Source organism: Corynebacterium sp. HMSC063A05, assembly GCF_001809695.1.
Taxonomy (GTDB): Bacteria; Actinomycetota; Actinomycetes; order Mycobacteriales; family Mycobacteriaceae; genus Corynebacterium; species Corynebacterium amycolatum.
Genome location: NZ_KV798502.1, coordinates 26,267 through 39,702, shown reverse-complemented (window position 1 = coordinate 39,702; position 13,436 = coordinate 26,267). Strand labels below are relative to the sequence as shown.

Annotated in this window: 14 protein-coding genes and 1 pseudogene; 8 read left to right on the top strand and 7 right to left on the bottom strand. The window is 58.5% G+C overall.

Translation table 11 applies throughout. From position 1 onward, the window contains the following. The first annotated feature begins 115 nt into the window (after positions 1 to 115). The 3 genes from HMPREF2651_RS05960 (at position 116) to HMPREF2651_RS05950 (ending at position 2,720) form a co-directional block, all read left to right on the top strand. A complete protein-coding gene (locus HMPREF2651_RS05960) occupies positions 116 to 1,288 on the top strand; it encodes an alpha/beta hydrolase (RefSeq protein WP_038626972.1) in 1,173 nt (390 codons plus the stop codon). 257 nt (positions 1,289 to 1,545) lie between these two features. Continuing rightward, the gene (locus tag HMPREF2651_RS05955; RefSeq protein WP_038626974.1) at positions 1,546 to 1,881 is read left to right on the top strand and encodes a PadR family transcriptional regulator; all 336 of its coding nucleotides are present in this window, start codon (positions 1,546 to 1,548) and stop codon (positions 1,879 to 1,881) included. Then, positions 1,878 to 2,720 carry a DUF5808 domain-containing protein gene (locus HMPREF2651_RS05950; protein ID WP_049181852.1) on the top strand — a complete coding sequence of 281 codons (843 nt, stop codon included), beginning with the start codon at positions 1,878 to 1,880 and terminating at the stop codon, positions 2,718 to 2,720. Before HMPREF2651_RS05955 ends, HMPREF2651_RS05950 begins: the two co-directional genes overlap by 4 nt. A gap of 205 nt (positions 2,721 to 2,925) precedes the next feature. Here the strand turns inward: HMPREF2651_RS05950 and HMPREF2651_RS05945 are convergent, their stop codons facing one another. Together HMPREF2651_RS05945 and HMPREF2651_RS05940 are read right to left on the bottom strand one after the other, a co-directional pair. Next, the gene (locus HMPREF2651_RS05945) at positions 2,926 to 3,804 is read right to left on the bottom strand and encodes a hypothetical protein (protein WP_141746484.1); all 879 of its coding nucleotides are present in this window, start codon (positions 3,802 to 3,804) and stop codon (positions 2,926 to 2,928) included. Between the two features lie 11 nt (positions 3,805 to 3,815). Next, positions 3,816 to 4,439, bottom strand: coding sequence for an ABC transporter ATP-binding protein (locus HMPREF2651_RS05940; protein WP_038626981.1), 624 nt, complete (start codon positions 4,437 to 4,439; stop codon positions 3,816 to 3,818). 176 nt (positions 4,440 to 4,615) lie between these two features. On the opposite strand from HMPREF2651_RS05940, the pseudogene HMPREF2651_RS05935 reads away from it, so the two are divergent. Continuing rightward, positions 4,616 to 4,761: pseudogene (locus HMPREF2651_RS05935) on the top strand (transposase); the annotation flags it as partial. 208 nt (positions 4,762 to 4,969) lie between these two features. Here HMPREF2651_RS05935 and serS read toward each other — a convergent pair. Together serS and HMPREF2651_RS05925 are read right to left on the bottom strand one after the other, a co-directional pair. Then, positions 4,970 to 6,232, bottom strand: a complete 1,263-nt coding sequence (gene serS / locus HMPREF2651_RS05930; RefSeq protein WP_049181855.1) for a serine--tRNA ligase — start codon at positions 6,230 to 6,232, stop codon at positions 4,970 to 4,972. 47 nt (positions 6,233 to 6,279) lie between these two features. Further along, complete coding sequence (locus HMPREF2651_RS05925; RefSeq protein ID WP_049181857.1) at positions 6,280 to 6,930, bottom strand: LysE family translocator; 651 nt, start codon at positions 6,928 to 6,930, stop codon at positions 6,280 to 6,282. 134 nt (positions 6,931 to 7,064) lie between these two features. On the opposite strand from HMPREF2651_RS05925, the gene HMPREF2651_RS05920 reads away from it, so the two are divergent. The 3 genes from HMPREF2651_RS05920 (at position 7,065) to HMPREF2651_RS05910 (ending at position 9,334) form a co-directional block, all read left to right on the top strand. Next, positions 7,065 to 8,318: a septum formation family protein gene (locus tag HMPREF2651_RS05920; RefSeq protein ID WP_246817336.1), complete on the top strand. Its 1,254-nt coding sequence runs from the start codon at positions 7,065 to 7,067 to the stop codon at positions 8,316 to 8,318. A 47-nt stretch (positions 8,319 to 8,365) separates the two neighbouring features. Next, positions 8,366 to 8,710: a metallopeptidase family protein gene (locus HMPREF2651_RS05915; RefSeq protein WP_049181860.1), complete on the top strand. Its 345-nt coding sequence runs from the start codon at positions 8,366 to 8,368 to the stop codon at positions 8,708 to 8,710. A gap of 78 nt (positions 8,711 to 8,788) precedes the next feature. Then, entirely contained in the window at positions 8,789 to 9,334 is a 546-nt protein-coding gene (locus HMPREF2651_RS05910) for a DUF1707 SHOCT-like domain-containing protein (protein WP_049181863.1), read from the top strand. A gap of 34 nt (positions 9,335 to 9,368) precedes the next feature. Here the strand turns inward: HMPREF2651_RS05910 and HMPREF2651_RS05905 are convergent, their stop codons facing one another. Continuing rightward, complete coding sequence (locus HMPREF2651_RS05905; RefSeq protein ID WP_049181865.1) at positions 9,369 to 10,160, bottom strand: histidine phosphatase family protein; 792 nt, start codon at positions 10,158 to 10,160, stop codon at positions 9,369 to 9,371. Between the two features lie 3 nt (positions 10,161 to 10,163). Continuing rightward, positions 10,164 to 11,099: a prephenate dehydratase gene (gene pheA, locus HMPREF2651_RS05900; protein WP_049181867.1), complete on the bottom strand. Its 936-nt coding sequence runs from the start codon at positions 11,097 to 11,099 to the stop codon at positions 10,164 to 10,166. Positions 11,100 to 11,132: 33 nt separating this feature from the next. On the opposite strand from pheA, the gene HMPREF2651_RS05895 reads away from it, so the two are divergent. Further along, the gene (locus tag HMPREF2651_RS05895) at positions 11,133 to 12,521 is read left to right on the top strand and encodes an amidase (protein ID WP_049181869.1); all 1,389 of its coding nucleotides are present in this window, start codon (positions 11,133 to 11,135) and stop codon (positions 12,519 to 12,521) included. Here the strand turns inward: HMPREF2651_RS05895 and HMPREF2651_RS05890 are convergent. Then, positions 12,518 to 13,327 carry a fructosamine kinase family protein gene (locus HMPREF2651_RS05890; protein WP_049181870.1) on the bottom strand — a complete coding sequence of 270 codons (810 nt, stop codon included), beginning with the start codon at positions 13,325 to 13,327 and terminating at the stop codon, positions 12,518 to 12,520. The two genes, HMPREF2651_RS05895 and HMPREF2651_RS05890, sit on opposite strands and share 4 nt — an antisense overlap. Positions 13,328 to 13,436 lie beyond the last annotated feature (109 nt).

Here is a 13,436-nt window from a genome sequence, read left to right as displayed (position 1 = left end):
GGAAAACCGATTCGGTTTTCCGAGCCATTTTTATTATAAATTCAGGGCTTGTTTGTTATAATAAAATTATTATCACTACCATCCGCTCCTCGATTGAAAATAGAAAAGAGCAATCATGCGTCGTGCATCGATTTTCACTGCGAGTGTGACCACCGCCCTGACGCTGGCACTGGCCACTCCGGCAGCATCAGCAACCCCAACGGATTTCATTAAAAACCCGCTGGAGCCAACCCCTGACCCGCAGTCCACTGCGATGGTCGAACTGCCAACTACCCCGGCGCCGACCACTACAGTTGACGGTCGCCACGTTACGGTGACCGACGGCTATATGACGTCGGAGGATGGCAAGGGCACTCAAATCTACTGGAAGTCCAACACCATTCCGAACGCCAAGGCCACTGTCGTCGTCGTGCATGGTGCTGCAGAGCACCTGGGTCGCTACGAGTGGGTAACTGGCAAGCTTCTGAACGCCGGCTACAACGTCTACCGCCTCGACCACCGCGGTCACGGCCACACGGGCCAGGTTGAAGGCACTCCAGTTGCTCGTGGTCACATCGATGATTTCCACTCGCTTGTCGATGACCTACACATGCTTGTAGAGAAGGCCAAGGCGGAGAACCCGAGCACGAAGACCTTCCTGCTCGGCCACTCCATGGGCGGTCTTGCTGTGGACTTCCACGGCATCAAGTACCCGGGCAGTGTCGATGGCATCGTCGCCAACGGCGGTGGCGCTCTGTTCAACCCCTACGGCGGCACGGACAAGGGCGAAACCATCACTCCAGAAGCCATGACCGATGTCGAGCGCGAAGCCCAGCCGACGATTTACCAGCGTCTGCCGTTCCAGGACATGACTACTTTCAACACGCGCATGCTCAAGGAAGTACCGAACCGTACCGAGATGCGCGTCCCATCGCTGCCGGGCACTGACCTGATTCAGGTTGGCAACCCGCTGGGTGCGAAAACTTCTTCTTCCCAGGCAGTGCGTGATGAATACGGCACTGATCCGTACAACAACTCCAAGCTTTCGCTCGGCATGGCTCAACAAATGGCGTTTGCCGCCACCTACAACGGCACCAACTCCGTCGACTTCGTTGAGCCGACCCTGGTCATGATGGGTGGCCAGGATGAGATTGTGCCACCGTTCTTCTCGCGTGACTGGTACAACGGCATCTCGTCCACCGACAAGCAGCTGATCGAGTTCGAAGGCCAGTTCCACGAGGTATTCAATGAACCGGCACAGCACCAGGCCATTGCGACGGCTATTGCCTGGCTCGATGAGCGCATTTAATTGAACGCTAAATAGGAACCGAACCGGTTCCTAGCTGTTACAAGTTCTTCATAGAGCCAACCCGGTGGGATGAGGGGCGATTGTCTTTTGACAATTGCCCCTCATTTTTCTTTGTTCTGTTCTCTCTGTGCGGTATAGGCGTGCAGTACTTGGCAATACAAACTACTGGGGGTATAGTTGGCATTACAAGATACTAGGTATGAAAAGGATTCTACTCAAACAACTTCCTTCTACCGCCGGAAAGAAAGCACAACGCCATGCCCAAACGCCCACAAACACAACTGAAGAAGGGAGTACTCGAGCTCGCCATTCTCAAGCTGATTTCTCGCGAAGAACTCTATGGCGCGGCACTCGTCGCAAAGCTCAACGCCTACCCCCACCTCAGCGCGCCCGCAGGAACCGTCTACCCCCTACTCTCGCGGCTGACCACCAACGGCTTGATTAGCAATCGCTGGGAGGAATCCCCCAAGGGGCCGCCCCGCAAGTACTACTCACTAACAGACAAAGGACAGCAAACACTCACGCAGCTACATCAGGATTTCATCGACCTATCCGCCGACATGACCGCACTATTTTCCGAGGATCCCCAATGAACACCTACCTCACCGCCATCGACCACAAACTGCGCGAAATCGGAACATCGCCCGCACAACGCAAGGCGATCATTGCCGAGCAGGAGAGTCTTCTGCAAGAGCTTAACGACGTCCACGCGGACCTGGCCGAAGAGCTGGGAACGGCGACCGAATACGCCGAGCGAGTCGCCGAGCAAGTTGGTGAACCGAGCGCTTTGCGACGCTACCTCAGCAACCCACTTCGAGTATTTTCCAAGCGCGGTCGCGCTTCCCTGTGGAATATGAACGACCCGCGGATTCTCCAACCTCACCTGTTGGGTTTTGGCTGGTCTATCAATTGGGCTGCAGTAGCCACCAAGCTCGGGATTGTCCGCCCGGACGATATTGACGGTGAGGTTATCTCTGAAATTCCGGCTCGCGCACTGCAGGCGACCGCTTTTCTCCCCGCGGCTGTGACGGTTGCGCACGGAGTCGCACTGGCCAGGTGCTGGAAGCAGTTGCCTTCAGAAGTCCACACAAAATGGAAGCTAAACGGCGAGGCAGTTCAAAAGACAGCACCGAAGGAAACTCTGCTTCTTCCCTTCGTGGTTTCTACGGTCGGAGCTGGATTCTCAGCTGCTTCGCTGCTCAAGGCAGATGACCGCGAAGATACTCTGCGCGTCGCGTCCCTAGGTACTCTCACTTGCGCCATTGCTCCAGCTCAGCTGATCGGCGTTCTCACGGAAGAAAACTCCAAGATCAATCCAGCATTAGTCCAAGCCGGTGTTGCCACGGCATCGGTCGCAGCTTCGGCCGCATGCCTTGTCTTTCCCCTCTTCGCTGGGCTGAAGGCCACGTGGAAGAAAACTGGGGTGTCGTAAACCATGTCGATGTAATTCGGGCAGGTCAAAGCGTTACTCCGCAGCCCGTCAGCACCGGCCTGCTCGCTATTGCAATCGAAGTACTTCACAGCTAGGAGCTGTAGGCCAACAGCTCCTAGTAGAAGACGTTGCCTCTCCCCCTCCTTCTCCCCTTTTCCCGCCGATGCAGCCCGACCGCTTAGTCGGAGCATTGTAGCCGCAGCTCCTACATAATCGGCGCAATCGCCATCAATTCCGATGCAATAGCCGGAATAATCGCAAGGCTGCCGGAAAACCAATACCCCAGCTTGCCCATTTCTAATGGTGCGCCCAAACCAATCTCAATCGAGGAAAAATCATTAGTCTCCCGTGGTTTTCCTCGAACAAGTGCACAATAGACAATTGCCACGGCCGCCCACAGCATGGAATACATGGGATTTAGCGGCATCCCCGGAAGGAATTGGACGGCCATTCCCAGGACGGTCACAACGCTCAGTATCGCCACTCGCCACGGCAGCTGACCTGGCGCTTCGAGCCTAGTCGCCCGCCATACTGCAGAGGCAAGCACCGCCCAGCAGAGTAGTACAAGTGTGCGCCCACCATTTCCAATCAGCGGGACAACCGAAAACTCCGCCAATGCAACCGCAACAAATAGCAGTGGAATATATCCACGGCGCACCAGCCTCCTCAGCATTAACGCTGGCAAGGAAGTGCGCACAAACGGCCGTTCCTTGATCGTCGCATTCCGCAACCAGGAAGCAGCGTAAATATTCGATGCCAGCTCCGCATTAAAGAACATCAGGGTCACACGAGTCATCGATTGTGTCACGCCATTAGAAAGCACCGTCGCTAAACGACGTGGTCTTGCAACCCCAAGGACATATCGGAAAACCCCACCAATGCCGAACCCAAATACGGTGAACACCAGCACTTGGAGCCAGCCGTCGCGGTCAATGCCGGGAAATCGACGTGCGGGGCGATACTCCCATTCCCATCGGTCGCGGTCAACGGACCTCAGCGGAGCCATTCGTTCCGCAATGATGACCAGCAGGAAGATAATCCCTACTAAGCCAACTACTTGAAATACGTTGAGAGGAAAACTCAAGCCTTCAAGGTTCACAGTCGAATCTCCCAGTCTGCCTCATCGATGAGACTTGGCGAATGCGATGCCACAATCACTGTGAATCCAGACTGTGCCATTTGGCGAAGTTGCGCGCACAGCAGCCGAGTCCAATCCGCATCGAGATGGCGCTCGGGTTCATCCAACACAACAACCGGAGCCGCAACCGCCAATTGGATTCCCAAGTTTGCCCGCTGCTTCTGACCGCTCGAAAGCCGACTGGGCAAAGTGTTGGGCAACTCAGCAACGCGCCATGGCTCCAACCGACTCAGCAGCGTGTCCATTCCCACACCTGTGCGCAGGGAAACCAGGTTAATATGCTCGCCGAGAGTTAAGTCCGGTAGAAATGCTGGATCAGAAATGCTGGTCACGCAGCCAGCGCCTTGCGGGCTTGACGGATCAACGAAAGTTTCTTCGCCCTCGCAAGCAACCCGCACAGTACCTTCGATTGGCTCTATCTCACCAGCAATGGTGCTAATCAACGTGGATTTTCCCACCCCATTCGGGCCGGTGATACTGACAAATTCCCCCTTACGGATCTCCGCGCTAATCTCACCAAGAATGCTGCTGTGTCCATATACGCAGTCAACTTCGAGCGAAGTTTTTCCTGGTTCAATCATGCCGCTGCTATCGATCCTCTTGCCAAATTATTGACTCAATCCCCCACCTACTTCTTAGCGCAGTCACCCCACCCACGTCTTGGGAATTGAAAATTGGCCCAGCCCACGCGAACCCAGCGAGCCGACGCGAACCTATCGCCGGCCAGGTCGACGGCATGCTGGAGGACTTCCCTGCCTCCGAGGCCTTGGATCGAGTATGCCGGAAATCGGTATCAAGACCGCAGCACAAATCTTGCTTTCCATCGGTGATGGATCCGACTTCGCATCCTCTGGCCACCTGGCCGCCTATGCAGGAATTGCTCCTGTGACACGAAAATCAGGCCCACCAACACCAGTTGATGGGCACAATAACCATGTCTAAACCTACCCCCAAGAGTTTCACTTAAAAACTCCGATTTAGGCTTGACAAAAACATAGGGACGCCCCCTAGGGCACTTCACGACACCTATGGCACCTCATGCCAGCTGTGGAGGTGGCATGAGGTGCCATAGGTGTCGTGAAGTGAGTGTGTGGCTGTGTCGGGGCCACACCTACTTAACCGGCTCGAGAACTTCCTTGCCCATCATGAACGGACGCAGGGCCTCCGGAATCACCACAGAACCATCGGCCTGCTGGTGGTTTTCCAAAATGGCGACCAGCCAACGCGTCGTAGCCAGCGTGCCATTTAGGGTGGCGCAGTACTGGGACTTGCCATCGGCATCGCGGTAGCGGGTCTTCAAACGACGAGCCTGGAAAGTCGTGCAGTTCGAAGTCGAGGTCAACTCGCGGTAAGTGTTCTGCGTCGGCACCCACGCCTCGGTATCGAACTTGCGGGAAGCGGATGCACCCAGGTCGCCACCAGCAACATCGATGATGCGGTACGGAACATCGACCGCGGCCAGCATCTCGCGCTCCATGTTCAGCAGCTTCTGGTGTTCTGCCTCCGCCTGCTCCGGCGGACAGTAGGAGAACATCTCCAGCTTGTCGAACTGGTGCACGCGCAGGATTCCGCGGGTGTCCTTGCCGTAAGAGCCCGCTTCACGACGGAAACAAGAAGACCAACCAGCGTAGCGACGCGGCCCCTCCGACAGGTCAATAATCTCGTTGGAGTGGTAGCCGGCCAGCGCGACTTCCGAGGTACCGACCAGGTAGAGGTCATCTTCCTGCAGGTAGTAAATCTCATCGGAGTGCGCACCGAGGAAACCGGTACCCGACATGGTCTCCGGACGAACCAGCACCGGCGGCACCATCAGCTGGAAACCATTCTGAGTTGCCTTCTGAGCAGCCAGGTTCATCATAGCCAGCTGCAGCATGGCACCGTAGCCGGTCAGGAAGTAGAAGCGGGAACCGGAGACCTTGACGCCACGCTCCATATCAATAAGTCCCAGCGACTCACCGAGGTCCAGGTGATCTTTGGGCTCAAAGTCGAACTGCGGAATCTCACCGATTTCCTCCAGCACGACAAAGTCATCTTCGCCGCCGGCGGGCGCACCGGTAACGATGTTGCCAATCAGGTACTGCAGGCGCTCGACCTCAGCCTCGGCTTCCTTCTGCTCCGCTTCGGCTGCCTTCACGGCGTCGGAAAGCTCCTTGGCCTTCTCCAGCATGGCCGGGCGCTCTTCCTTCGACGCCTGACCAATCTTCTTACCGAAGCCCTTCTGCTCCGAACGCAGCGCGTCGGTGGAGGCAATAACCTCACGGCGCTTAGCGTCAGCTTCCAGCAGCTGATCGACCAATGCCGGGTCCTCACCACGGGTGCGCTGGGACTCGCGGGCTACTTCAGGGTTTTCGCGGAGAAATTTGAGATCAATCACGTCACCTAGAGTACCTGGTTTACGTCGGCAAGCAGGCACAAGGCTTGCTAGAGTGCCGCTTCCGCTCCTGAGGCGACCAGCAGCGCGCCGAGGACGAGGAAGATCACGCCGGCGACAGTGTCAATCCACGGCCCTGCCAGCACCATTCGCTTGACGACGGCATCCGTCGACACCACGATTGCGATAAATAGGAAGAAAGCGATTTGGGAGGCGATTAGCACCAGCGTACAAAGCACGAGCGTCCCCACGGATGCGCCTGCGGGAATGAACTGTGAAAGCACTGCCGTGAGGAAGAGAACAATCTTCGGGTTCGACATGTTTGTGAAAAAACCCTGGCGGAACGTCGCCTTCGGTGACCGGAGCGCCTCACTTCCCAAGGCTGGTGCGGCACCGGCGCGCAGTTCGCGGAGGGTATTGATGCCTGCCTTGGCCATACTGATACCCATGTAAATGAGATAACAGCCACCAACGAGCTGGATTACGCCCATCAGCAAAGGATTGGCGGTGATGACAGCTGCGAACCCAAACACTGTGAGGGTCATCCAGATCGTGGCACCAGTACTGATACCCGCAACCGCTGCGATGGCATGCTTTCGGGATTTGGTGGCAAGGCGCAGGATTAAGAAGACGTCAGGCCCTGGTGAGGCCATACCAATAATGTGGACGCCCAGCAGGCTGAGTAGTGCAGTCCAGGTCAAGACTCGGGTCCTCGGGTAGCGAACAAATACCGGACTATTGTAGTGCCTGAAGTTATTGAGCAAACTCGGACCGCAAACTCGGACAGAGCGTTACCTTGTCCACAGGCTCATTGGCGGTGCACAATGGGGTCACTATGGCTGATGACAATATGAACCAGAATCGCGAGCACGCTGCCGCCACAGACACTGACTCCGGTGCAGGTACTGGCGCAGATGCCAGCGCTGGTGCATCCTCCGCAGCCAGCAACGATGCCAACGCTTCCCGTAACTCGCGTGGAAGCTGGGGAATGCGCGCTTTGTCGACGGCAATGCTGGTCGGCGCCGCGGGAATGGCATTCGCGCTGCAAGCGGGAGTCATCGAGCCACCGAGTGGGCCACTTGGGGGCAAGGGCTCGTCGGCAAGCGCGTCATCGTCGACAACGACGACCATCGTTGACAAGGAGACGACGGCGTTCACCAGCGCAACCGCGGGCAACTGTCTGGACTGGAATCTGGCAGAAGATTTGAATGTTTCTGACTTCCGCGTCGTGCCCTGTGAGCAGCCACACGCTTATGAGGTCGCCAAGAAACTGAACCTCGCCGACTACGAGGAACATCCGGGGCAATACGCAAAAACTGCCAACTACCCGACAACGGACAATTTGGTGGCTCTGCAAAATGGCGTGTGTCGTGACACTGTGACTGAATACCTGGGCGGCCAGTACGATCCGGATGGTCGCTTTATCACTGCGCCAATCATTCCTTCGCCTAGCCAGTGGGAAAAGGGTGACCGAACCTTCCTGTGCGGTATCCAGGTCGTCGATGAAGACGGCAACACGACGCACATGTCCGGGCCTGCGGCCGGGCAGGATCAGTCCCGCGTGTTCGAGGGCGGCCGTTGCGTGACATTGGACGAAAGCGGCGCCATCCGCCAGGTGCCTTGCGTGGAAGATCACCTGATGGAGTCGACGGGAATTGTCAATCTCCGCAACCATTTCGGTGACAACATCCCCACTGACCAGGAGCAAAATGATGTGCTCGCGGAACAGTGTGTGACTCTCGCGCAGAATTACCTCGGCGGTGACGACCCGCTGTATAACTCAACGCTGTTGCCATTTTGGACCTCACTGTCGCAGGAGTCGCTCAATGCTGGCTCGCGCAGTGTGAACTGCTGGTTGATTAAAGACAATGGCCAGGGCGGGTTCTCCACTCTCAACGGCCACGCTAACGAGTCCTTCACTATCGACGGCCAGCCGCCCGTGGCTCCGCCGCCGCGCAATCCGCTGCGGGAGGAGCAGGGTGACGCTGGCGCTGGCGCTGGCACAGGTGACGCCGGTGAGGTCGGTGCCGACGGTACTGGTGCAGAAGCAGGCGCTGTGGATAACGCAGTCGCTCCCGCAGGACAGTAGAACAATCGGCCAGTAAAACAAGAGGACATTGCGAGGCAGCACCATAAATGGTTGACGTTAGCCCGGAGCGGTTCGATGCACTTGTCGATGAGGCCATCGACCGCATCCCCACGCAGTTTCTCGACCAGCTCGATCAGGTCATCATCCAGGTCCACCCGTATAACCTCGACGACCCCACACTGCTGGGCCTCTACGAGGGCATACCTCTGACCGAGCGTTCTAACAACCACTGGGGTCCGCCTGACCAAATCAGCCTGTATCGCGACATGCTCTGCCGCATCAGCCGCACCGAAGAGGAGCTGGTGGAGCAGATTCGGGTCACTCTCCTGCATGAAATCGGGCATTATTTCGGCCTCGAGGAGGAGGATTTGGACCGACTCGGCTACGGATAAGTTTGTCCCGCCGTGCACGGTCTCGTTCCTCTCGCGATGCTGTCCCCTCCCCTCTTCTTCCCTGTAACCTTAATAACCATGAGCGACAACTCGAGCGAGAAGCCAGAAATCAGGGTCGGCGACAGGGAGCGCAACGCTGCCATGGAGCGTCTCGGCAATCATTTCGCTGATGGCTACTTGGATGTCGATGAGTTCTCCAAACGCGCCGAAAGTGCTGCTTCCGCTAAAACTCGGGCAGAACTGCAAACTCTCTTCGCGGACCTGCCCGCTGAGGTCTCCCCCGAGAGTTCACAGGGCACCCCGGCTAATCCGCAGCATCAAAGTGTCGATCAAGAGCTGCAAAACCTGATGAAAAAGGGCCGCCAGCTCAACATTGTTGATTCTGCTGCAGGCGTTATCGTATGTGTCACTATCGTTCTGATGTTTTTCACCAATATCGATAACGCGTGGCTCGGCTTCATCGTCGCTGCGGCCGTTGCCCTTATCGGGCGCGCCGCCTTGAACATCAATGATGACGAAGAAGAGCTCCTCAACGAAATCAGCGAAGAGGAATCCAAGCGTCGCACAGAACGCCTACGCCTGGCAGCTCAGAAGCGCCGCGAGATTCAGGAGGGCCAGCAGTAACGGTCAGCAGTAACGGTCGCCGTTTCGCTCCCTTCTAGGGCAACTCGCTGTCGCCCCAGCGACGCACATCCCACGCGCCCGGTTCAATGCCAGCACGCTTGCCGACGGCCGCTGCGTTCGGAACCAGCTCAATTCGCTCGGTATTGGCAATGCGGTGTCGCAGTGCGTATTCCGGATCCACCCCGGTCAGATACTGCCCAATCAGACGAATAGCCGCGCCGTGGCTGACAATGACGACATCCTTGCTGCTGCCCTCCCTGGACTCCTTGGATTCACCACCTGTCGCTCCTGCCTGCTCCAGCAGCTGCTGTAGCGTCGGCAGGTACCGATTCAGCACGTCAGCACCGGATTCACCGCCGGGAAGGCGGTACTCCAGCTCTCCATTGAGCCACTGATAGAAGGCGCGCATGTACTCCATGTGCGCATCGCGATCATTGCGCCCCTCAAGATCGCCGGCCTGAATCTCGTGGAGACCACCCTCATGGCGGATGCGAACGGAAGTCTCTCCCAGGTGGTGCAGACTCGCGACCGCGCCTGCACCAGTTTGGCGTGCACGCAGGGCATGGGATGTGACAATGTCACCGATTCTGTGGACGTCGGGAAGCAAAAGACGTCCCAGACTGCGCGCCTGCCTCACACCGAGGTCGGTGAGCGGTGCGCCCGGCAATGCGGTATCCAGGCGGCGGTTGATGTTGCCGGTGGTCTGCCCGTGGCGGATGAAAATGATGCGCTGGGAATCAATCGGCATGACAGATTCAGGGCGGTCTGGGCGGTCATCGAGGAAAGGCAGCTGTCCAACTGGATTTTCGAGCGCGGCGGGTGTCATGTTTTACCTTCGTCCTTCCTTGAGCGCGTCGACCCATTCAATTGACTGGGAGATATCCGGCGGCGGGGTCATAATGCTGCGGCGACCGCCCTCAGCAACCGGCCAAGATCCCAGATACCGCAGGTCTTCGGCGTATTCGTGCAGTGCCGCGAGAGCCGCCGCAACCTGTGCATCATAAACGTGGCCGTTGCAGTCGATGTAGAAGCGGTAGAGGCCGAAGAGCTCGCGTGTCGGCCGCGACTCGATGCGGGTGAGGTTGACCTGTCGCACTGCGAACTCATTCATGGCGCGCATCAGTGTGCCGGGCTGGTTCGGCAGCGTGAAGGAGACCGAGGTGCGGTCGGCGCCGGTGCGCGGCGTCGGCACACCAGGGCGCCCCACCAGCAGGAAACGGGTTCGGGCACCGCGCACGTCGGCGACCTCAGTGGCCAGCGCCTCAAGTCCGAGCAGCTCACCCGCGCGGGCCGGGGCAGCGCAAGCGTCGTGGGTACCCTCGGCGACCTGGTGAGCCGCCGCCGCATTGGAGCTGGCCTGATGAACTTCCACGCCCGGAAGGTTGGCATCCACCCACTGTTTGACCTGCGGATACGCCACAGGATGTGTCGTAAAAGTACGCACCTGTTCCGCCGTCGTACCGGGACAGACCAGGATAGAGAAGACCACCCCGACCTCGGTTTCACGGAAAACCTGCAGCTCCGGCCCAGCAGCGAGGGCATCAAAAGTTGGTGTGACGGGACCGTCCACGCTGCTTTCGATAGCCACGCAGGCAAAGTCCGCTTCCCCTCGGCGCACGGCTCCAAGCGCGGCCGCGGGGCTATCCACCGGCACCGCATTGACCGCGGATTCCCCTGCCGGATCAATCTCGCCAGCACGCGCCATATCCCACAGCGCCTGCTCGGTGAATGTGCCCGCTGGACCCAAATAAGTAACCGTCGTCATAAGCTCAGATTAGAGGGCTTCTACACTTATTGCATGACCTCTTCTTCCGAGATGCCCGCCCGCGCCCTCACTGAAGCCGTGCGCAGTGGCGCAATCTCGGTATCGGAGATCGTTTCGGAATTCGCCACGCTTGCCGACGACGCCGCGGCCAATCCCGCCCGTTTCGGTATTGCCACGTCCTTGGCCGAGCACGCTGTCGACCGCGCACGCAGCCTCACTGCCCAATCAGAGGCCGCCCGGCGCGCTAGCCACGGCCTCTCGCGTGACCTCCTGGGACTGCCAGTGGCGATCAAAGACCTATTCACCATCGCCGGTGTCAAATGCACGATGGGCTCCGCCAACTTGGCTTTCACCGCCACCGAAACCTCGGAACCCGTGGCGAAACTTCTGGCTCGCGGCGCCATCCTCACGTCGACGACGCACACCTCCGAGGTTGGGATGACGGCCTACACCGAGCCGATTGGCTACCCGGCTCCGGAAAACCCCTATTTCGCCGCGCCCGATCAGCTGTCCAATCAACCGGATACCACGCCACGCACTCCCGGTGGTTCCTCGGGTGGCAGCGCGGTGGCTGTCGCAACTGGTGTCGTTCCCGCAGCTCTGGGCTCTGACGGTGGCGGTTCCATCCGCGTGCCTGCCGCCTGCTGTGGCCTCGTTGGGTTGAAGCCAGCACACGATATTGCGGGTGGAAATCTCTCCACGCCTGCCTTTCTCACTCGCACAGTCGATGACGCAGCGCTACTGGCCGGGGTGCCCTTTTCCGCAACCTCGCATGTTTTCCGACGGTCCCAGCGCCCCCTACGCATCGGTGTCACTATCAGCCCTTTTCATGCTGAGGTGGACGTCGATAAGCGCTGGGCAAACGGTGCGTGGGCGGCGGCTGACCGTCTTGCCGACGCCGGGTATGAGGTGGTGGAAGTGCCCAGCCCCTATGACCCGGCAGGTCCGGACGTGTTCGAAATCTTTCGACGGACCATCACGCGAATGTCCACGAAATTACCGCGCGCGGACTACTCCGAGATCGTGCAGTGGATTCGCGCCTGTGGCCAGGAGATTTCCGCAACTGAGGCGGCGGCGACACATCAGCAGCGGATGGCTCTGCCCGGCGCGATTCGATCGCGTTGGGAAGTCGATGCGGTGATTACGCCAACGCTGGCGTTTGATCCGCCACGTATTGGGCATTTCTCTGCGTTGGCGCCGTGGGAGGACTTTGACGAGCAAACCCGGTGGACACCGTGGTTGTCGCTGTGGAATCTGACTGGGTGGGCAAGCGTGTCCGTGCCAATTGCTGTGCCGGGCACAAGCGGCAGCACACCCAATGCGAAGCTCCCCGCCACCAGCGTCAACATCGGTGCGGTGCACTGCGGTGAGGCAGAGCTACTGGAGATCGCTAGCGTGCTGGAGGCTGCTAACGCCAGCTAACGCACGTACTTCGCTGCCATTGCCGCTGCCTGTCCGGCGTATCCGCCACCAAATAGCACCGCGTGCATGAGCACCGCGTAGAGCTGGTGGAGTTCGCAGCTCTCGGCGAAATCCGGCAGGGGATGTACAGATTCGTAGCCACGCAAGATCTCATCGAAGTGCGTTGCCCCGAATAGCGCCAGCAGTGCCAGATCTTCCTCGCGGGCTCCGCCGTGTGCCGCGGGGTCAATCAAGATCGCGCCGTCTGCATCCCACATGAGGTTTCCCCACCACAGGTCACCGTGGACACGCGCGGCGTCTGGCTCGTTGTCGAAATCTCCAGCCAAGAGCCGATCAATGAGCTGGTCAAAGATATCTAGCTGACGGTTATTGTAGGAGTTTTCCAACTTTCCCAGCGCAGGCAGAAGACGTCCTTTCGCCCAGTATTCACCGAAGCTCTCCCGTGGAGTCAGGTCCATCTGTAGTGGCTGATCCAGCGGACCGAAGTAGCCGTGCCCCTCCCACTCATCGGGGCCGGCACCCCAGCCAGCGGCGCCCAGATTGTGGGTAATAGCCAACGATTTTCCAAACTCGTACGCTGCCTGTGGATTCGGCGCCATCGACTCAATTCGACGCAATTTCAGCGCATGCCCGCTCACGCCCAGCACACCCACGACGCGCGCACCACCGTCAGATTCGCCCTCGCGCAGCCAGTCCAGCCCCGCCGCCTCACAGGCGAAGAACCCTCGAGGGACACCATGTCGGCTCTTGACATAAACATCCGACTCGTTGACTGCGCATTCGTAGTTCTGGTTCATTGCGGACATATTTCCAGCATATTCTTCTTCGGTCCCAAACCCTTTCAGCACGTCGCATGCAGGGTAACGCCAGCGCTACCACTACTTGTATTGCTGTGTCGGTTCTCTTAGTGCACTG